This is a genomic window from Brevundimonas albigilva (assembly GCF_023573565.1).
In the GTDB taxonomy this organism is placed as follows: domain Bacteria; phylum Pseudomonadota; class Alphaproteobacteria; order Caulobacterales; family Caulobacteraceae; genus Brevundimonas; species Brevundimonas albigilva.
Window position 1 is genome coordinate 1,162,003 of the sequence record NZ_CP097649.1, and the last position, 19,139, is coordinate 1,181,141.

The window sequence follows — 19,139 nt, forward strand, 5'->3', positions numbered from 1 at the left end:
ACGACACGGCACCCTACCACAGGACGATGTCGAATCTGACCAGGGTCTCACGCCCCGTCAGGACTCGCTGGCGCGGCCCCATTCGCTTATGACAGCGCGATGACGCCCCCCCGCCGCTTGCCTGTTGAAACCTGGGGGCGTCGTCTGATGACGCGGGCCGAGGCCTGGGCCGACCGGTCCCGCCTGCGTCGCTACGCTTATGAGTTCCTGTGGTTCGGGCTGAAGCAGGGGTGGGCGTGCCTGTTCGGAGGGCTGATGCTGGCCCTGATCGTCGGCACCTTCCTGTGGTGGCCCGAGACGGCGCCGATCAGCCGCTACGACTTCCTGGTCGTGGGGGCGGTGCTGATCCAGGCGGCGATGCTGGCGTTTCGGCTGGAGAGCTGGGAGGAGGCGCGGGTCATCTTCCTGTTCCACGTCGCAGGCACGATCATGGAGCTGTTCAAGACGGCGCACGGGTCGTGGATCTATCCCGAGGACAGCTTGCTGCGCATCGGGGCCGTGCCGCTGTTCTCGGGCTTCATGTATGCGGCGGTGGGCAGCTATATCGCGCGGGTGCAGCGGATATTCCACATCCGGGTCCGGCGTTATCCGCCGCTGTGGACGACGTGGGTGCTGGCGGCGGCGATCTACGTCAACTTCTTCGCCCATCACTGGCTGCCCGACGTGCGGATCGCGCTGTTCGTGGCGACCGCGCTGCTGTTCGGGCCGGGGTGGTTCTACTTCACGGCGGACCGGCGGCGGCGGGGGATGCCGCTGCTGCTGGGCTATTTCCTGGTGGCGCTGTTCATATGGTTCGCCGAGAACCTGGGCACCTTCGCGCGGGCCTGGACCTATCCGGGACAGGCGGCCGGGTGGGAGATGGTGTCGCTGGGCAAGCTGGGCAGCTGGTTCCTGCTGATGATCATTTCGGTGGTGCTGGTGTCGATCGTGCACCGGCCCGAGCCGGAGCCCGCCTAACGGCTGCCGAGGGCGCCGCGCAGAATGACGGAACGGCGCGACACGCGCGTCTTGACCAGTCGATAGACGATGGCGACCGCCAGGATGGCGGCCGCGATGACGCCCAGTAGCAGGGTCGGGCCGTGCGCCTCGGTCAGAAGCTCCAGCCGCGCCAGACCCTGAGCGGCCAGGTAGCCGGGCGCGAGCATGGCCAGCACCCAGACCACGGCCGAGGCGACATTGCCGAACTGGAAGGCGCGTTGCCGCATCCGCACGATCCCCAGCATCAGCGGCACGAAGGCGCGCAAGGGGCCGAAGAAGCGGCCGACGAAGATCGACAGCACGCCGTAGCGTCGGCAAAAAAGGCGGGTCCAGGCGATGCGGCGCCGGTGCGGGGCGAACACCGGCCGGCGCAGGAAGCGCACGCCCAACCGCCGACCGCCCCAGTAGGACAGGGCGTCGCCCAGCACGGCGCCGACGACGCAGCCGACGACGACGTTGCCCGGGTCCAGCACGCCCGCCGCGATCAGGCCGCCGGCCGCGACCAGCAGCCCTGTCGCCGGCACGAAGGCGCCGACCACCGCCAGCGATTCCAGGAAGGTGATCAGCCCCAGGATGACCCCGGCCCAAAGGTGATTGCGGGCGACGAAGTCGCCGGCGGCTTGCAGCAGGGAATCCATGTCGCGGCCTTGGGGGAGGAAGGCGGTGTCGGTCGAGGCGAATCCGACAAGGGCCATCTTATGACGCCGCCTTACGGCAAACGCGTGACCTTCAGCGACAAATCGGGGCGGGGGCGTTCAAGGGCCGGCTCGGACAGGGCGCCGATGTGGATGAAGCCGGCGATGGTCTCGCCCTCCTGCACGCCGAATAGGGCGGCGCCTTGCGGGTCGTAGCTGTACCAGTCGGTGATCCAGCTGGCGGAATAGCCCAAGGCGCCGGCCGCGTGTTCCAGGTTCATGCAGACGGCGCCGGCCGACAACTGCTGCTCCCATACCGGCTTGGCGTTGGGGACGGGCGCCGAGATCACCAGGATGGTGACGGGCGCGGCGGTCAGCTTGGCCAGCACGGCCTGATCCTTGGCCGGCTTGTCGCGCGCCTCGGCCAGGACGGCCAGCTGCTCGGCGATGCGGGCGCGGGACTGGGGGCCCAGAACGACGAAGCGCCAGGGGAACAGCTTGCCGTGGTCCGGCGTGCGGGCGCCCAGGGTCAGGATCTCCTCGAGCTCGGCGTCGGACGGACCGGGGGCGATGAGGGCCTGGGCGGGGGCCGAGCGGCGCTCGGCCAGGCGTCGGCGCAACTCGGCCGAGGGGACGGGCGGGGGCAGGGGCTGATTGAGTTCGACCATGCCGCCTAGCTAGGCTTTCGCTCCGCCGTCCGCCATACCCGCAGGATGAAGGACGCGAACGAACCGAAATGGGCGGCGGGGCTGGCGAAGCCGCCGGCCTGGCGCAGCGACGGCGAGGAGACGCTGTTTCAGAACCCGTGGCTGCGGCTAACCCGGCATTCGGCGACGGCGCCGACGGGCGCGGCGGCCGACTATGTGGTGATGCGGCCGAAGAACGTCGGGACCGGCGTCCTGCCGATCCACGACGACGGCACGGTGGTGCTGGTGGGCCAGCAGCGGTTCGCCCTGGCGAACTACTCCTGGGAGATGCCCGAGGGCGGGGCGCCGCTGGACGAGGATCCGTTCGACGGGGTGCGGCGCGAACTGGCCGAGGAGGCGGGGCTGAGGGCCGAACACTGGCGGCCGGCGCTGACGATGGAGCTGTCCAACTCCATCACCGACGAGATCGCCATGACCTGGCTGGCCTGGGGCTTGAGCCCGGCGCCGACCGACCCGGACCCGACCGAGATCATCGCCGTGGTCCGCGTCCCCTTCGTCGATCTGTTGGACGAGATCGGCCGGGGGACGGTGCGGGACGCCATGACCGTGGCGACGGCCTACAAGACCTACCATATGGCCATGACCGGCCAACTGCCCCCGGCGCTGGCGCGCGCCTTGCTGGGGCGGCTATGATGCCGGGAAAGGAGCCCGCGATGGCCAAGCTGGAGATTGTCCCCGAAGCCGACGGCCTGGAGCTGTGGCGGCAGTTGCGCGCCTCGGCCGAGGCGGCGGTGCGCGAGGAGCCGCAGCTAGGATCGCAGATGAACGCGGTGATCCTGTCGCACGACGACCTGGCCGGGGCGCTGAGCTTTCAGATCGCGCGCAAGCTGGCGGACGGCGAGATGGGGGCCATGTCGGTGCGCGAGGTGTGCCTAAGCGCCTACGCCGCCGATCCGGCCATCGTCGCGGCGGCCGAGGCGGACCTGAGGGCCGTGGCCGAGCGCGATCCGGCGATCCGCAACCTGTTGCAGCCATTCCTGTATTTCAAGGGCTTCCAGGCGCTGCAGGGCTGGCGCGTGGCGCACTGGCTGTGGACCCAGGGGCGCGAGACCCTGGCCTTCCACTTCCAGAGCCGCATTTCCGAACTGTTCCAGCTGGACATCCACCCAGGCGCGCGCATGGGCAAAGGGCTGTTCCTCGACCACGGGACCGGCATCGTCATCGGCGAGACGGCGGTGGTCGGCGACAATGTCTCGATGCTGCACAATGTGACCCTGGGCGGCACGGGGGCCGAGCGCGGCGACCGTCATCCCAAGATCGGCAAGGGCGTGCTGCTGGGCGCGGGGGCCAAGGTGCTGGGCAATATCGAGGTCGGCGACTACGCCAAGGTGGCGTCAGGCTCGGTGCTGCTGAAGCCCGTGCCGTCGGGCTGCACCGTGGCGGGCGTGCCGGCGCGCGTCGTCGGCTGCCCCACCGCCGCCGAGCCGGCGCGGACCATGGACCACACGCTGGCCGACGTGGTGTACGACTTCGTCATCTGACGGGTTTCCCTGAAGACCCAACCCCTTTAGGGTCCGCGGCCAACTCCAGACCATCGAGGCCCGCCGTGAAAGACACCGACCTGAAGCGCATCGAGGGCCACCTCAAGCGCACCTTCAACACCGGCGGCATCATCCTGAAGCCGCGCCCCAAGCAGAACGATTCCGCCGAAGTCTATGTCGGCGACGAATTCATCGGCGTCGTCTTCGAGGACGAGGACGAGGAAGGCTCGTTCATGTTCGAAATGGCGATCCTGGCCGAAGATCTGCCGGACTGACGGCCCTTCAGGCGGCGTCGCGGACGCCGCCGATCCAGGTTTCGACCACCTTCAGATCGTCGTCCAGGGCGACGAGGTCGGCGGCCCGGCCCGGCGCGATCGCGCCCCGCTGGTCCGAAAGTCCCAGGAAGGCCGCCGGGCAGGCCGACGCCATGGCCAGGACCTGGGACAGGTCCAGTCCCAGCAGGGCGACCGCATTGCGAACCGCCGCGGCCATGTCCAGGTCCGACCCCGCCAGTACCCCGCTCTCGTCGTAGCAGAGCCCGTCCTTGACGGTGATTCGGCGGCCTTGAAGAAAGAAGTGGTCGCTGTCGGCGCCGACGCTGGGCATGGCGTCCGTCACCAGCATGAAGCGGTCGTGCGGGCGGCAGCGCAGCGCCAGCCGGAAGGCGACGGGATCCACGTGGTGGCCGTCGACGATGATCCCGCACCAGGCGTCCTGGTTCTCCAGCGCGGCGCCGACCACGCCGGGGGCGCGGTTCTGCAGTTGCGACATGGCGTTGAACAGATGGGTGACGCCGGTGATCCCGGCGCCGAAGGCCTCGCGCATCGTGGGATAGTCGGCGTCGGTATGGCCCGCCGCGACGCGCGCGCCGGCCTGGGCCAGGCGACCGATCATGTCGGGCGTGGTCATCTCGGGCGCCAGGGTGATCAGGGTGCGGCCGCCCTTCAGCCGCGTCAGGCGGCGCACGGCGTCGTCGTCCAGCACGCGGAACTTGGAGGCGTCGTGGATGCCCTTGCGACGGACGTTCAGGAAGGGCCCCTCGATGTGGACGCCCAGCACGCCGGGCACGCCCGCCGCGATGGCGGCCTCCACGGCGTCGACGGCGCGGTCGATCACGTCCAGGTCGTCGCTGATCAGGGTGGGCAGGAGGCCGGTCGTGCCGAACCGGCGGTGCGCCGCGGCGATGGCGGCGACGCCCTCGGGGCTGGGGTCGTCGTTGAACAGCACGCCGCCGCCGCCGTTGACCTGGGTGTCGATGAAGCCGGGCGCCAGCAGGCGGCCGCGCAGGTCGTGATCCTGGCCCGAGGACGGGCGATCCGGCGTCACGGCGACGATTCGACCCTGCTCGATGACGACGCTGAGGCCGTCGCGCACGCCGCCGGCCGTCGCCACCCGGCCGTTGATCAGGTTCACGGCCATCAGACGGTCTCGGTCACCTTGTTGAGGTAGGGCGGGCGGTCGGGATCGAAGCCGCGCGCGACGGACAGCCGCGCGGCCAGGCCGTAGAAGCTCTGGATCAGCAGGATGGGCTCCAGCGCCGGATGGCCGGGCGTGGAGGGCAGGGCGGTCACGCGGGGATCGCCGCCGCGGCCCGACAGGAAGACCCTCGCCCCACGCGCCGCGAAGTCGGTCGCCAGGTCCTCGGCGTCGTCGCGGGTGACGTCGGACTGGGCCAGCATCAGGACGGGGAAGCCGGACCTGACCAGGGCCATCGGGCCGTGGCGCACCTCGGCGGTGGAGAAGGCCTCGGCGTGCAGGCCGCAGGTCTCCTTCAGCTTCAGCGCGGCCTCGCGCGCCACGCCGAAGCCGCCGCCGCGCCCGACAACATAGAGGTTGGTCGCGGCCTTCAGGACGGGCAGGGCGGCGCTCCAGTCCTGGCGCCAGGCGGCCTCCAGCTGGTCGGGCAGGGCGGCAAGGCCCGCGCGCAGGGCGTCGTCCTGGGTCCATTCGGCGACCAGATGGGCGACGGCGATCAGGCTGGCGATGAAGCTCTTGGTCGCGGCCACCGACAGCTCCGGCCCGGCGCGCAGGGGAATGGTCAGGTCCGCGACCTGCGACAGGGGCGAGCCCTCGACATTGACCAGGGCGATGACGAAGGCGCCGCCCGCCTTGGCGGCCGATGCGGCGGCGACCAGGTCCGGACTCTTGCCGGACTGGGAGATCGCCAGACACACCCCGCCGGGAATGCGCGGCGTGCGGCCATAGACCGAACTGACCGCCAGCGGCATCGGGCTGGTCAGGACGCCGGTTCCGGATTCGATCAGATAGCGGGCGAAGACGCCGGCGTTGTCGGAGCTGCCGCGCCCGCAGATCAGGGCGGCGGAGGGGACGTGGTCGCGCAGACGGGCCGCCGCCGTCGCGACGATCCCGGCGTTGTCGCGCAGCTGAGCGGCGACCACGGCCGGCGCCTCGGCCGCCTCGGCGAACATCCTGGTGTCCTCGGCGCGCATCAGGCCGGTCCGTCATTCAGTTCGGCGACGAAGTCGTAGGCGTCGCCGCGATAGTAGGATTGCGTCACCTCGACCGCCTGGCCGTTGTGGAAGGCGCGGCGCTCGATCAGCAGGCCCGCGGCGCCGGCCGTCGTGCCCAGAAGCTCGGCCTGTTCGGCGTTGAACAGCACGGCGCGCAGCCGCTGAAGGGCGCGATTGGGGCGATAGCCGGCCTCGGCCAGGGCGCGGTAGAGGGAGGTGGTGACCGTCTCGATCCCCGGCAGGCAGGCGGCGGGAATGGTCGAATACTCCAGCGCCATCGGCAGGCCGTCAGCGTAGCGGATGCGGTTGAAGCGATAGACCGGCGTGCCGGGGCTGAGGCCCAGGGTGAGCGATTCCTCGGGCGTCACGGCGCCTTCGCTGCGGTTCAGCCAGGAGCTGGTAGCCTTGCGTCCGCGCGCGGCCATGTCCTCGGAGAAGGAGGTCAGCTTGGAAAAGCTCTTTTCGACCCGCGCGGCGACGAAGGTGCCGGCCCCCTGGCGGCGGGTGAGCAGGCCCTCGGCGACCAGACCGTCGAACGCCTTTCTGATGGTGATGCGCGAGACCGACAGCTCCTGGGCCAGGTCGCGTTCGGGCGGCAGGGCCTCGTCGGGCCTCAGGGCGTGGCGTTCGATCGCCTCGCGCACGGCGTGCTGAAGCTGCTGATACAGCGGCGCCGAACGCTGCGCGTCCAGCGCGCCTATGGCTTCAAGAAACGACATGTCGCCCCGTCCTGGATCAGCCCGCCCCCGGGCCTGTTGTTGCGCCCATCTGAACCGATGTCATGCGACCAATCAAGTACCAATAACAAAAAAGAGTAGGCCCAATTCGCATTTTGGTCTTGCGCGGTGTGATGGATTGATGAAAGTCTCTCCTTCAACGGCGGCGTAATCCAGCATTCGCGGTCGAGGGACAGACCGCATTGGTCTTGCATTGGGCTTTTCAGGATCTGCGGGGGCAGATCCATTGATGGGGAGAACTGGCGTCATGAGTATTCGTCATGCCTTGCTTGCCGGATCCGTCAGCGCCCTGGCGCTGGTCGCGTCCGGCCAGGCCTTCGCGCAGACCGCGGACGAACCGGTCAGCACCGTGGACGAGGTGATCGTCACCGGCATCCGGGCGTCGCTGCAGCAGTCGCTGACCACCAAGCGCAACGCCGACGCCATCATCGACGTCGTCACCGCCGAGGACGTGGGCAAGTTCCCCAGCTCCAACGTGGCCGAGGCCATCACCATCATTCCGGGTGTCACCGTCGACCGGGCGTTCGGCCAGGGCGAGAAGGTCTCCATCCTGGGCACCGATCCCGCGCTGAACCGCACCCTGCTGAACGGCCAGACGGTCGCCTCGGCCGACTGGTTCATCCTGGATCAGCCGGGTCGGACCTTCAACTACGCCCTGTTGGCGCCGCAGATCGTCGGCCGGGTGGAAGTGTTCAAGTCGCCCGAAGCCCGGATCGACGAAGGCTCGATCGGCGGCACGGTCGATGTCCTGACGCGCCGGCCGTTGGACCTGACGGGCGCCACGACTGCGTCCGGCGCGCTGACCTATCTCTACAACGACCGCTCGGAAGAAGGCGACCTGCAGTATTCGCTGCTGGGCGGCTGGCATAACGAGAACCGCACCTTCGGGGTCCTGGTCTCGGCCCAGCACGCCAAGGACAGCCTGCGCCGCGACGGCCTGGAGTCTTACGGCACCATTCCGGCCAGCTACTATAACGGCGGCAATCCGGAAAATCCCGGCGCCGACGCCATCGCCAACGGCAACTGCGTGGGCGACTGCGCAGCGACCCTGCTGGCCAACCCTGACGCGCGGGGTCTGAACTCGTTCGGCACCCACTTCTTCAACCAGACGCGCGAACGCGACAGCTACACCGTCGCCCTGCAATGGCGGCCGGTCGAGCAGCTGGACCTGAACTTCGACTGGCTGCACGTCGATGCGACCTACGACAACATCAACCAGTCGCTGTTCGCCTTCCAGGGCAACACCTGGAACAGCCTGGGCGCCCTGACCGACATCGAGGTCGAGGACGGCGTCATCACCTACGCCGCCTTCAACAATGCGCTGAGCGTGCTCGACGTCCAGTACCGCGAAGCCGAGATGACGACCGACAGCTATCACCTGGACGGCAAGTGGCGCGGCGAGGGCTGGGACCTGTCCGGCGACGTGGGCTACTCCAAGGCCGACGGCGGCACCCAGCGCCAGCTGTTCGGGGAGTTCCTGAACTGGGCCGATTACGAAGTCGATTTCCGCGGCGCGCCGGGCTCTCCGGGCGTGCTGACCTACACCGACCCGGCCAACAATGACGTGCTGAGCAATCCGGCCAAGTTCTCGTTCGACGGCGGCTGGGGCGCGGGCGATCCGTCGGTCGGGCCCGACGGATACAACGCCGGCTGGGGCGGCAACATCGTCTCCAAGCCCACGACGGACGAGGAGACCTATGGTCAGGTCGACCTAGGCTTTGATCGCGCCGGCTTCTTCGACCGGTTCCAGTTCGGCTACAAATACCGCAAGCACGAGACCGACCAGAAGATGTCGGGCGTGACGGTGCAGATCTATGGCGCGCCGGACAACGCCTCCCTGTTCAGTCCCGGTCAGGTGCCGGGCAACTATCTGGACGGCTTCGACGGCGTGAACGACCAGATGCGCAACCGCTTCAGCGTCGATGGCGACGCCCTGGCCGACTACATCGAGGCGGGCGAATACCTGCGACCCTGGCAGGCCGCGCCGGTGCCGACCATCTTCGGGAACGCTGAGTTCACGGCCCAGAACTGGAACGTGCAGGAGACGATCAACGCCTTCTATGGCCAGGCCAACTTCGAGAACGACCTGCTGCGCGGCAACATCGGCCTGCGCTACGTCCGCACCGAGTCGGACAGCGGCGGTTATGTCTGCGTCAATCAGACAGCGAGCGGCTGCGGCACGACGGCGGCGGACTGGGAATGGAGCGTCACCAGCAAGGAGTATGACGACTTCCTGCCCAGCCTGAACGTCGCCATCAACGCCGCTGAGGACGTCATCATCCGCGTGGCGGCGGCCAAGGTGATCGCGCGGCCGAACTATGCCGACATGTCCAACTACTTCTGGCTTTCGGATCAGATCCTGACCGGCGGCGGCGGCAACCCGGACTTGGATCCGTACGAATCCACCAACCTGAACCTGGCGGCCGAGTGGTATTTCCAGCCCGAGGCCATCCTGTCGGCAGAGGTCTTCTACAAGGACATCTCCAATTACATCTTGCAGCAGACGGCGCCGGAACAGCACTTCAACCAGGCCCAGAACGCGGTCACCACCTATCAGATCAGCCGCCCGACGAACGCGGGGTCGGCCGAGCTGAAGGGGCTGTCGGTCGCCTATCAGCAGACCTTCGGCTACGGCTTCGGGGTGCTGGCCAACTACACCCTTGTCGACGGCGAGGCGGACAATGGCCAGGACCTGCCGTTCAACTCCAAACACCAGGTCAACCTGAGCCCCTTCTACGAGAGCGGTCCGTTCTCGGCGCGGGTGACCTACACCTGGCGGTCCAAGTATTTCACCGGTCTGGATCGCGGCGACGCCTTGTACGTGCGCGATGTGGACACGCTGGACGCCACGGCGGGCTACCGGTTCAACGACAACGTCAGCCTGACGGTGTCGGGGCAGAACCTGCTGGACAGCGAGTACTACAGCTACGCCAACACCGTGGCCCTGCCGCGCGGCGTGTACCGGACGGGCCGCAAGCTGATGGCGACCCTGGCCGTCGAGTTCTGATCGATGGAGCGGGGACGGCGCCGCGTCGTCCCCGCAAGCCGATTGCCATGGCCGCGCTTCCGTATTCAGGATGCGGCCATGAGCGCTTCGACGGATGTTTCCCCTTGGCCTTCTCCTGAGGCCGAACTGGCGCGGGGCTTCGGCTCCGCGCGCTCTTTCCTTCAGCGAGATCCCCTATGACGCCGATCGTCCGCACGACCGCGGCCGCCCTGCTGGCCCTGTGCGTCGGCCTGGCGCCGGCCCACGCTCAGACGCAGGCCCAGACGCAAGCGCCGATCATCCCGGAGCCGCAGAGCGTGCGGGCGGGGAGCGGCGTCTTCACGCTGGAGAATGCGACGGTGCTGTCCGTCCCGGCGGGTGATGCGGAGGCGCGACGCGCCGCGACCTATTTCGCCGATCTGATGAAGCGCACGCGCGGGCTGGACCTGGCCGTGCGCGAGGGCGTGGCCGGCGCCGGCGTCATCGCCCTTCGGCGCGCGGACAAGGCGCAGGACGCCTACGGCCTGTCGGTCACCGACCAGGGCGCGACCATCACCGCCGGCGGTTTCGGCGGCTTCCTGTATGGCGGGATCAGCCTGTGGCAGCTGGCCACGGCCGAGGCGGGGCAGGGCCCGGCGCGCATCGCCGCCGTCGCCATCGAGGACGCGCCGCGCTTCGGCTGGCGCGGCCTGATGCTGGACTCGGCGCGGCACTTTCAGTCGCCCGAGTTCATCAAGGGCTTCATCGACTGGATGGCGCTGCACAAGCTGAACGTCTTTCACTGGCACCTGACCGACGACCAGGCCTGGCGGCTGGAGATCAAGCGGCATCCGCGCCTGACCGAGGTCGGGGCCTGGCGGGTCGAGGCCGGAGCCGGGCCGCACGCCGACCTCGATCCGGCGACCGGGCAGCCGCGGCTGTACGGCGGCTTCTACACCCAGGAGACGGTGCGCGACATCGTGGCCTATGCGGCCGCGCGAAACATCACCATCGTGCCCGAGGTCGACGTGCCGGGCCACGCCAGCGCGGCCGTGGCCGCCTATCCCGAGCTGGGCGTGACCGATGCGCCGGGCGCGGCCGTGCCTGCGGTGCCGGCCGACTGGGGCGTCTATCCGACCCTGTTCAACACCGAGGAGTCCACCATCGCCTTCTTCGAGCAGGTGTTCGACGAGGTGATGGACCTGTTCCCCGGCGAATACGTCCACGTCGGCGGCGACGAGGCGGTCAAGGACCAGTGGAAGGCCTCGCCCCGGACGCAGGCGCGGATGCGCGAGCTGGGCCTGGCGAACGAGGAAGAACTGCAGAGCAGGTTCATCGGGCGGCTTGAGAAGCATCTGAACGCGCGCGGTCGACGGCTGATCGGCTGGGACGAGATCCTCGAGGGCGGGCTGGCGCCGAACGCCACCGTCATGTCGTGGCGCGGCGTGGACGGCGCGATCGAGGCGGCGCGGCTGGGCCACGACGCGGTGATGACGCCGGGGCCGGTGCTGTATTTCGACTATCGCCAGAGCCCGACCGACGGCGCGCCGGGGCGCAAGATCGTCTCCTCGCTGGAGGACGTCTATCGCTTCGATCCGACGCCGGACGAACTGACGCCGGAACAGGCGCAGCGGGTGATCGGCGTCCAGGCCAACATCTTCACCGAGCACATGCGCACCGAGGACCGGGTCGAATACATGGCCTTCCCGCGCGTGGCGGCCCTGGCCGAGGTGGCCTGGACCGCGCACGACCGGATGGACTGGGACGCGTTCCGGGCGCGGCTGGAGCCGCAGTTGGCGCGCTATCGGACGCTGGGCATCGACTATGCGACAAGCGGGCTGGAGCCCGCGCCGCCCGTTCCGGGCGAGGGCGAGCGGCGCTACAGCCACCAGCTGACGACCTGCTCGGACGGGCTGGTGCTGTCGCTGATCGACGACGCGCCGGTGAGCGGTGACCGTTCTGTCTTCATGATGGACATCATGAACCCGTGCTGGACCTATGAAGGCGCCGACCTGAGCGGCGGCAAGCGGATCGAGGTCGCGGTGGGGCAAGTCCCCTTCAACTTCCAGATCGGGGCGGCCAGGGACAACATCCGGCTGGCGACGCCGGCCACGCCCGAGGGCGAGCTGAAGGTGTTCGTCGGCAAGGCCTGCGACGGCCAGCCGGCGCTGGTGCTGCCGCTGAAGGCGGCCTCGGCCGATCCGGGCGTGACGGTTCTGAGCGGCGACCTGCCGGCGAGGGACGGGCGAACCGACCTGTGCCTGCGCTTCGCCCAGCAGGGGCTGGACCCGATGTGGGGCGTCGATTGGGTGCGGATCGGAGGCGCGCAGTGACATCCGTCGTCGTCCATGCGCCCATGGCGGGCTGGCTGGCGCCGCTGGGCGAGGTTCCCGACGCCGCCTTCGCCGAGGGCTTGGTGGGCGACGGGGTCGCGATCGATCCCACCGAGCCCGTGGTGCGCGCGCCGTTCGACGGGGTCGTCGTCGGCCTGCCGGCCAGTCGCCACGCGGTGACGGTGCGCTCGGCCGAGGGCGTTGAGGTGCTGATTCATGTCGGGCTGGAGACGGTGGCGCTGAACGGGGCCGGATTCACGGTCCATGCAGCCGAGGGCGCGAAAGTGAAGGCGGGCGATCCGCTGCTGACGCTGGATCTGGACGTCATCGCCGACGGGGCGAAAAGCCTGCTGTCGCCGGTGATCGTGGTCGGCGGCGGCGCGGCGACGGCGATCGATCCGGGGCGCAGCGTCAGGGCGGGGGAGGCGATCCTGACCGTCGTGATCGAGGACGGCGCGGCCGTGCAGGGCCAGGGCGAGACGTTGACGACGATGGTCAGGGCGCCGCTGCCGCATGGCCTGCACGCGCGCCCCGCGGCCCGGATTGCGGCCTGCGCCAAGGGTTTCGATGCACGGGTGACCTTGAGGCTGGGCGAGCGCCGGGCCGACGCGGCCAGTCTGGTCGCCCTGATGGGGTTGGGCGTCCGGGACGGCGACGAACTGAAGCTGGAGGCGTCGGGGCGTCAGGCGGCTGAGGCGCTGGAGGCGGTGCGGGCGTTGATCCTGTCGGGTCTGGAAGAGGGGCAGGGCCACACGGCGACGGTCGTCGCGTCGGTGAAGGCCGCGCCCATCATCGGCGAGGATGGCGAACTGATCCTGAGCGGGGTCACGGCGGCGCCGGGCCTGGTCGTCGGTCGGGCCGTGCGCTTGCGCCAGAGCGAGATCGTCGTGGCCGAGGCCGGCCGGGGCGTGGCGGCCGAGACGACGGCGCTGCATCAGGCCTTGTCCGCCGTGCGTTCCCAGATCGAGCGGGCCGCGGCCGGGGGCGGGGCGCATCGCCGCGCCATCCTGGCCGCCCACCTGGCTTTCCTGGACGATCCCGGCCTGATCGAGACGGCCGAGCGCCATGTGGCGGAGGGGCGCGGGGCCGGCTTCGCCTGGCGCGAGGCGACGCGGGCGGGCGCGGCCCTGTTCCGCGCCATGGACGATCCACGCATGGCCGAGCGGGCCGACGACCTGCTGGACCTGGAACGCCAGGTGCTGATCGCGCTGTCGGGCGAAGCGGCGCCGGCGCCCGTCGCCATCGGGCCGGGTTCGATCGTGGTGGCCGACGACCTGTTGCCGTCGCAGCTGATGGCGCTGGACGCCGCGCGGCTGGCGGGGATCTGCACGGTGCGCGGCGGGCCGACATCGCACGTCGCCATCCTGGCCGCGGCCATGGGCGTGCCGGCCCTGGTCGCGGTGGGCGACGGGCTGGAGCGGGTCGAGGACGGCGTTCTGGTGGTGCTGGACGCCGACGGCCGCCAGATGATCGCCGCCCCGTCCGCTGCGCGGCAGGCCCGCGCCCAGAGCGCCGCGGCCGCGCGAGAGCGTCGACGCGCCGACGCCCGCGCCCTGGCGGGCGAGGACTGCCGCACGGCCGACGGGGTCCGCATCGAGGTGTTCGCCAATCTGGGCGACGCGGCTGAAGCCGCGCCGGCCGTCGCGGGCGGCGCCGAGGGCTGCGGCCTGCTGCGGACCGAATTCCTGTTCCTGGAGCGCGAGACGGCGCCCGACGAGGACGAGCAACTGGCCGAGTATCAGGCCATCGCCGACGCCCTGGACGGGCGGCCCCTGATCGTGCGCACGCTGGACGCGGGCGGCGACAAGCCCTTGCCCTATCTGCCGACCCCGCCCGAGGAGAACCCAGCGCTGGGCCTGCGCGGCGTGCGGTCCGGCCTGCACCGGCCCGACATCCTGCTAACCCAGCTGCGGGCGATCTGCCGCGTGCGATCCAGAGGCGCGGTCGCGGTGATGCTGCCGATGATCGCCTCGGTCGCCGAGGTGCGACAGGCGCGCGCCATGCTGGACGTCGCGGTCGCCGAGACCGGCGGCGCGGCGCCCCTGCTGGGGGTGATGATCGAGACCCCGGCGGCCGCCATGACCACGGACCGGCTGGCCCCGGCCATCGACTTCATCTCCTTCGGCACCAATGACCTGACGCAATACGCCCTGGCGATGGATCGCCAGAACGCGGGGCTGGCGGCGCAGCTAGACGGGCTGCATCCCGCCGTGCTGCGCCTGATCGCCCGGTCGGTGGAAGGGGCGGGCGCGCTGAAATGGATCGGCGTCTGCGGCGGACTGGCGTCGGACCTGACGGCCGTTCCCATCCTGATCGGCCTGGGCGTGCGCGAACTGTCGGCGACGCCGTCGATGGTCGCGGAGGTCAAGGCTGTGGTGCGCGGCCTGACCCTGGACGACTGCCGCGCGCTGGCCGCCGAGGCCCTGGCGCAGGACGGCGCCGAGGCGGTGCGCGCCCTGGCCGGCGAGCGGCTGGCCGCGCTTCTCCAACCCCGCGCCGTGGGAGCCGTGGCATGAAGATCGGTCTGTCCAGCCTGCAGCCGCTGGGCCGCGCCCTGATGCTGCCCATCGCCGTGCTGCCCATCGCGGGGCTGCTTCTGCGGCTGGGCCAGCCGGACCTTTTGGACATCGCCTTCATCTCGGCGGCGGGGCAGGCGGTGTTCTCCAACCTGGGCCTGCTGTTCGCCGTGGGCGTGGCTGTGGGCCTGGCGCGCGACAACAACGGCGCGGCGGGCCTGGCGGGCGTGGTCGGCTATCTGATCGCGGTCGAGGCGTCCAAGGTGCTGCTGACCGTGCCGCAGGAGATCACGGCCGGGCTGACGGGCGACGCGCTCGGGGCGGCCGGGACCGCGTTCAAGGATCAGGCGATGGCGCGCCTGGGGGTGCCGATCGGCATCGTCTCGGGCCTGATCGCGGGCGACTTCTACAATCGCTTCTCGACCTTGAAGCTGCCCGACTACCTGGCCTTCTTCGGCGGGCGGCGGTTCGTGCCGATCGCCTCTGGGCTGGCGGCGCTGGCGCTGGCGGCGATCGTGGGGCTGTCGTTCACCGCCATCGACCACGCCATCGACGTGTTCAGCCGGGCGGTCGTCGGATCGGGCGAGATCGGCCTGTTCGTCTATGGCCTGCTGAACCGTCTGCTGATCATCACCGGCCTGCATCACATCCTGAACAATGTCGCCTGGTTCATCGTCGGCGACTATCAAGGGGCAACGGGCGACCTGAACCGCTTCTTCGCCGGCGACCCGACGGCGGGCGTCTTCATGAGCGGCTTCTTCCCGGTGATGATGTTCGGCCTGCCGGCCGCCTGCCTGGCCATGTATCACGCCGCCCGGCCCGAGCGCAGGAAGGCCGTCGGCGGCATGCTGGCGTCCCTGGCCCTGACCGCCTTCCTGACCGGGGTGACCGAGCCGATCGAGTTCACCTTCATGTTCCTGGCGCCGGTGCTCTACGCCATCCATGCGGTGCTGACGGGCGCAGCCATGGTGGTGATGGACCTGCTGGGGGTGCGGCTGGGCTTCACCTTTTCGGCGGGGCTGTTCGACTATGTGCTGAACTTCGGCAAGTCGACGCGGCCGTGGCTGCTGATCCCCGTCGGCCTGGTCTATTTCAGCCTCTATTACGGCCTGTTTCGACTGTTCATCCGGGTGCTGAACCTGAAGACCCCCGGTCGCGAGGACGAGCCGGTCGAGGCGTCGGCGGCCCCGAAGGCCGCCGGGGGGCGGGGCGAGGATTTCGTCGTCGCCCTGGGCGGGGCGGGCAATCTGACGGCGGTGGCGGCCTGCACCACGCGGCTGAGGCTGGGGATTGCCCAACGCGAGGCGGTGGACGAGGCGGCGCTGAAGCGGTTGGGCGCACGCGGCGTGATCGCCCCGGCGCCGGGCAGCCTGCAGGTGGTGCTGGGCCCCATCGCCGACGCCGTGGCCCAGGAGATGCGCGACCACATGGGCGGAGCCGCTCTGGCCGCGACCGCCGCGACGCCGCCGCGCGCGACCGAGGTGGCCCTGTCGGAGCGCCTTACGCGGGCCTTGGGCGGACGGTCCAATGTCACGGCGGCCGAGACCAAGGCCGGGCGGCTGTGCGTCACCCTGGCGCGGCCCCAGGCCGTGGACGAGGCGGCGCTGGCGGCGGAGGCGCGCCACGGCTTTGTCCGCTCCGGCGCGAACCGGCTGCAGATCCTGCGGGGTTAGTCCTCAGCCTTCTTCGGGGCCGCCTTCTTGGCCGTCGCGGCCTTCTTGGCCGGCGCCTTCTTGGGCGCGGCCGCCTTCTTGGCGGGGGCCTTCTTCTTGGGCGCGGCGGCGGCCTTGGCTGCGAGTAGCGGCAGGGCGTCTTCCAGCGTCAGGTCTTCCGGCGCCGCGCCCTTGGGCAAAGTGGCGTTGATCTTGCCGGACTTCACATAGGGGCCGAAGCGGCCGGCCATGACGTGGATCGGCTCGCCCGTCTCGGGATGGGCGCCCAGGTCCTTGAGCGGGGCCGCCGCGGCGCCGCGACCGGCCCGGCCGGCGCGCTTTTCGGCCAGCAGGGCCACGGCGCGGTTCAGGCCGACCTCGAACACCTCCTCGATGTCCGAGACGTTGGCGTATGTGCCGGCGTGTAGGACGAACGGCCCGTAGCGGCCCAGGCCGGCCGTGATCGGCTTGCCGTCCTCGGGGTGGACCCCGACCTCGCGCGGCAGGGCCAGCAGACGCAGCGCCTGGTCCAGTGTCAGCGAGGCGGGGGACCAGCCCTTGGGCAGGGACGAGCGTTTCGGCTTTTCGCCATCCGGCGGCGTGATTTCGACATAGGGGCCGAAGCGGCCGATCTTCAGCTGCACCGGCTGGCCCGTCGCCGGGTCGATTCCCAGTTCGCGGTCGCCGCTCTCGGCCGAACCGTCCTCGGCCGACGGGCTGGCGACCGGGCGGGTGTATTTGCAGTCGGGATAGCGCGAACAGCCGATGAAGGCGCCGAAGCGGCTGGTCTTCAGGCTGAGCTGGCCCTGGTGGCACAGGGGGCATTCGCGCGGGTCAGAGCCGTCGCCCTTGTCCGGGAAGATATGGGCGCCCAGGCTTTCGTTCAGGGCGTCCAGGATGGCGGTGGTGCGCAGTTCCCCGGCGGCCTGGGTCGCGGCGTGGAAGTCCTGCCAGAAGTTGCGCAGCAGCACCTTCCAGTTCAGGTCGCCGGCCGACACCTCGTCCAGCTGGGTCTCCAGGGCGGCGGTGAAGTCGTATTCGACCCACTTCCTGAAGAACTGCTCCAGGAAGGCCGTGACCAGGCGGCCCTTGTCCTCGGGGTAGAAGCGGTTTTTGTCGACGCGGACATATTCGCGGTCGCGCAGGGTCGACAGGGTCGAGGCGTAGGTCGAGGGGCGGCCGATGCCCAGCTCTTCCAGCTTCTTGACCAGAGTGGCTTCCGAATAGCGCGGGGGCGGTTCGGTGAAATGCTGGTCGGTGCGGATGGCGTCGACCTTGGCGCGCGCGCCTTCCTTCAGCGCCGGCAGGCGGCGGGCGTCGTCTTCGCCCTCGTCGCCTTCCGCCCCCTTCTGCTTCTCGTCGCGGCCTTCCTCATAGACGGCCAGGAAGCCGTCGAAGGTGACCACCTGGCCGGTGGCGCGCAGGCCCGTCTGGCCGTCGGAGGTCTCGATCTCGACCGTGGTGCGGTCCAGGCGCGCCGCCTCCATCTGGGAGGCTACCATGCGCTTCCAGATTAGTTCGTAGAGGCGCTGCAGATCGGAATCGAGGCGCACGGAATCGGGGTGGCGGGCGATGTTGGTCGGCCGGATCGCTTCGTGCGCTTCCTGAGCGTTCTTGGCCTTCACCTTGTAATAGCGCGGTTCCGAGGGAACGTAGGCGGGGCCGTATTCCTTGCCGATGACCTCACGCGCCTGGGCCAGGCCCTCGGGGCTGACCGAGACGCCGTCGGTCCGCATATAGGTGATCAGGCCGCCGGTCTCGTCGACGCCCTCATACAGCTTCTGGGCCGCCTGCATGGTGCGCTGGGCGGTGAAGCCCAGCTTGCGCGCGGCTTCCTGCTGCAGGGTCGAGGTGGTGAAGGGCGGGGCCGGATTGCGCCGGACCGGCTTCTTCTCGATCGAATTGATGGTGAAGTCGCCGGCCTGGATGGCGGCGCGGGCGGCTTTGGCGGTCGCCTCGTCCTTGATGTCCAAGCGCTGGACGCGCTTGCCGGCGTGCTTGACCAGGCGGGCGGTGAAGGGCGGGCTGTCGGCGTTCAGATCGGCCTCGATGGACCAGTATTCCTGAGGCTTGAACTTCTCGATCTCCATCTCGCGATCGACGACGATGCGCAGCGCGACCGACTGGACGCGGCCGGCCGAGCGGGCGCCCGGCAGCTTGCGCCACAGGACCGGCGACAGGGTGAAGCCGACCAGATAGTCCAGCGCGCGACGGGCCAGATAGGCCTCGACCAGCTCCATATCCAGCTGGCGCGGATTGGCCATCGCCTCCAGCACGGCGGACTTGGTGATGGCGTTGAAGGTGACGCGTTCGACGTGGGTGTCCTTCAGCGCCTTCTTCTTGTTCAGCACTTCCAGGACGTGCCAGCTGATCGCCTCGCCTTCGCGGTCGGGGTCGGTGGCCAGGATCACGCGGTCGGCGCGCTTGGCCGCCTCGGCGATTTCGGACAGGCGCTTGGCGCCCTTGGCGTCGGCCTCCCAGTGCATCGAGAAGTCGTCGTCCGGCAGGACGGAGCCGTCCTTGGACGGCAGATCGCGCACGTGGCCGTAGGACGCCAGGACCTCATAGTCCGCGCCGAGATACTTGTTGATGGTCTTGGCCTTGGCGGGGCTCTCGACGATGACGAGGTTCATGATGGGGTCAGTCTCGGGAAGGGGCGCGAAC

The 19,139-nt window shown here is 69.8% G+C and carries 14 protein-coding genes; 8 read left to right on the forward strand and 6 right to left on the reverse strand.

Features of this window, described 5'->3' with window-relative positions:
• Nucleotides 1-99 precede the first annotated feature (99 nt).
• The gene (locus tag M8231_RS05755; protein ID WP_431307127.1) at nt 100-957 is read left to right on the forward strand and encodes a DUF817 domain-containing protein; all 858 of its coding nucleotides are present in this window, start codon (nt 100-102) and stop codon (nt 955-957) included.
• Here the strand turns inward: M8231_RS05755 and M8231_RS05760 are convergent.
• Nucleotides 954-1,673: a DedA family protein gene (locus M8231_RS05760; RefSeq protein ID WP_249750828.1), complete on the reverse strand. Its 720-nt coding sequence runs from the start codon at nt 1,671-1,673 to the stop codon at nt 954-956. The two genes, M8231_RS05755 and M8231_RS05760, sit on opposite strands and share 4 nt — an antisense overlap.
• A 14-nt stretch (nt 1,674-1,687) precedes the next feature.
• Nucleotides 1,688-2,281 carry a nitroreductase family protein gene (locus M8231_RS05765; RefSeq protein ID WP_249750827.1) on the reverse strand — a complete coding sequence of 198 codons (594 nt, stop codon included), beginning with the start codon at nt 2,279-2,281 and terminating at the stop codon, nt 1,688-1,690.
• A gap of 45 nt (nt 2,282-2,326) precedes the next feature.
• On the opposite strand from M8231_RS05765, the gene M8231_RS05770 reads away from it, so the two are divergent.
• From M8231_RS05770 to M8231_RS05780, 3 genes are all read left to right on the forward strand, one after another.
• Nucleotides 2,327-2,953, forward strand: coding sequence for an NUDIX domain-containing protein (locus M8231_RS05770; RefSeq protein WP_249750826.1), 627 nt, complete (start codon nt 2,327-2,329; stop codon nt 2,951-2,953).
• A 20-nt stretch (nt 2,954-2,973) separates the two neighbouring features.
• On the forward strand, nt 2,974-3,801 hold the full coding sequence (cysE, locus tag M8231_RS05775) for a serine O-acetyltransferase (protein ID WP_249750825.1): 828 nt from the start codon (nt 2,974-2,976) through the stop codon (nt 3,799-3,801).
• A gap of 65 nt (nt 3,802-3,866) precedes the next feature.
• Entirely contained in the window at nt 3,867-4,076 is a 210-nt protein-coding gene (locus tag M8231_RS05780) for a DUF3126 family protein (protein WP_249750824.1), read from the forward strand.
• A gap of 7 nt (nt 4,077-4,083) precedes the next feature.
• Here the strand turns inward: M8231_RS05780 and nagA are convergent, their stop codons facing one another.
• The 3 genes from nagA to M8231_RS05795 are packed head-to-tail and all read right to left on the reverse strand — an operon-like array spanning nt 4,084 to nt 6,991.
• On the reverse strand, nt 4,084-5,220 hold the full coding sequence (nagA, locus tag M8231_RS05785) for an N-acetylglucosamine-6-phosphate deacetylase (protein ID WP_250202434.1): 1,137 nt from the start codon (nt 5,218-5,220) through the stop codon (nt 4,084-4,086).
• Nucleotides 5,220-6,251, reverse strand: a complete 1,032-nt coding sequence (locus M8231_RS05790) for an SIS domain-containing protein (protein ID WP_249750823.1) — start codon at nt 6,249-6,251, stop codon at nt 5,220-5,222. The genes nagA and M8231_RS05790 overlap by 1 nt, the downstream gene beginning before the upstream one ends.
• Nucleotides 6,251-6,991 (reverse strand): GntR family transcriptional regulator, encoded by a 741-nt coding sequence (locus tag M8231_RS05795; RefSeq protein WP_249750822.1) that lies wholly within the window; start codon nt 6,989-6,991, stop codon nt 6,251-6,253. Before M8231_RS05795 ends, M8231_RS05790 begins: the two co-directional genes overlap by 1 nt.
• Nucleotides 6,992-7,256: 265 nt before the next feature.
• On the opposite strand from M8231_RS05795, the gene M8231_RS05800 reads away from it, so the two are divergent.
• From M8231_RS05800 to nagE, 4 genes are all read left to right on the forward strand, one after another.
• On the forward strand, nt 7,257-10,016 hold the full coding sequence (locus tag M8231_RS05800; protein ID WP_249750821.1) for a TonB-dependent receptor: 2,760 nt from the start codon (nt 7,257-7,259) through the stop codon (nt 10,014-10,016).
• A 176-nt stretch (nt 10,017-10,192) separates the two neighbouring features.
• Nucleotides 10,193-12,307 carry a beta-N-acetylhexosaminidase gene (locus M8231_RS05805; protein WP_249750820.1) on the forward strand — a complete coding sequence of 705 codons (2,115 nt, stop codon included), beginning with the start codon at nt 10,193-10,195 and terminating at the stop codon, nt 12,305-12,307.
• Nucleotides 12,304-14,823 carry a phosphoenolpyruvate--protein phosphotransferase gene (ptsP, locus tag M8231_RS05810; protein WP_250202435.1) on the forward strand — a complete coding sequence of 840 codons (2,520 nt, stop codon included), beginning with the start codon at nt 12,304-12,306 and terminating at the stop codon, nt 14,821-14,823. The genes M8231_RS05805 and ptsP overlap by 4 nt, the downstream gene beginning before the upstream one ends.
• Nucleotides 14,820-16,496 (forward strand): N-acetylglucosamine-specific PTS transporter subunit IIBC, encoded by a 1,677-nt coding sequence (nagE, locus tag M8231_RS05815; protein ID WP_249750818.1) that lies wholly within the window; start codon nt 14,820-14,822, stop codon nt 16,494-16,496. Before ptsP ends, nagE begins: the two co-directional genes overlap by 4 nt.
• Here the strand turns inward: nagE and topA are convergent.
• Nucleotides 16,493-19,108 carry a type I DNA topoisomerase gene (gene topA / locus M8231_RS05820; RefSeq protein WP_250202436.1) on the reverse strand — a complete coding sequence of 872 codons (2,616 nt, stop codon included), beginning with the start codon at nt 19,106-19,108 and terminating at the stop codon, nt 16,493-16,495. The genes nagE and topA overlap by 4 nt on opposite strands.
• Nucleotides 19,109-19,139: the final 31 nt, after the last annotated feature.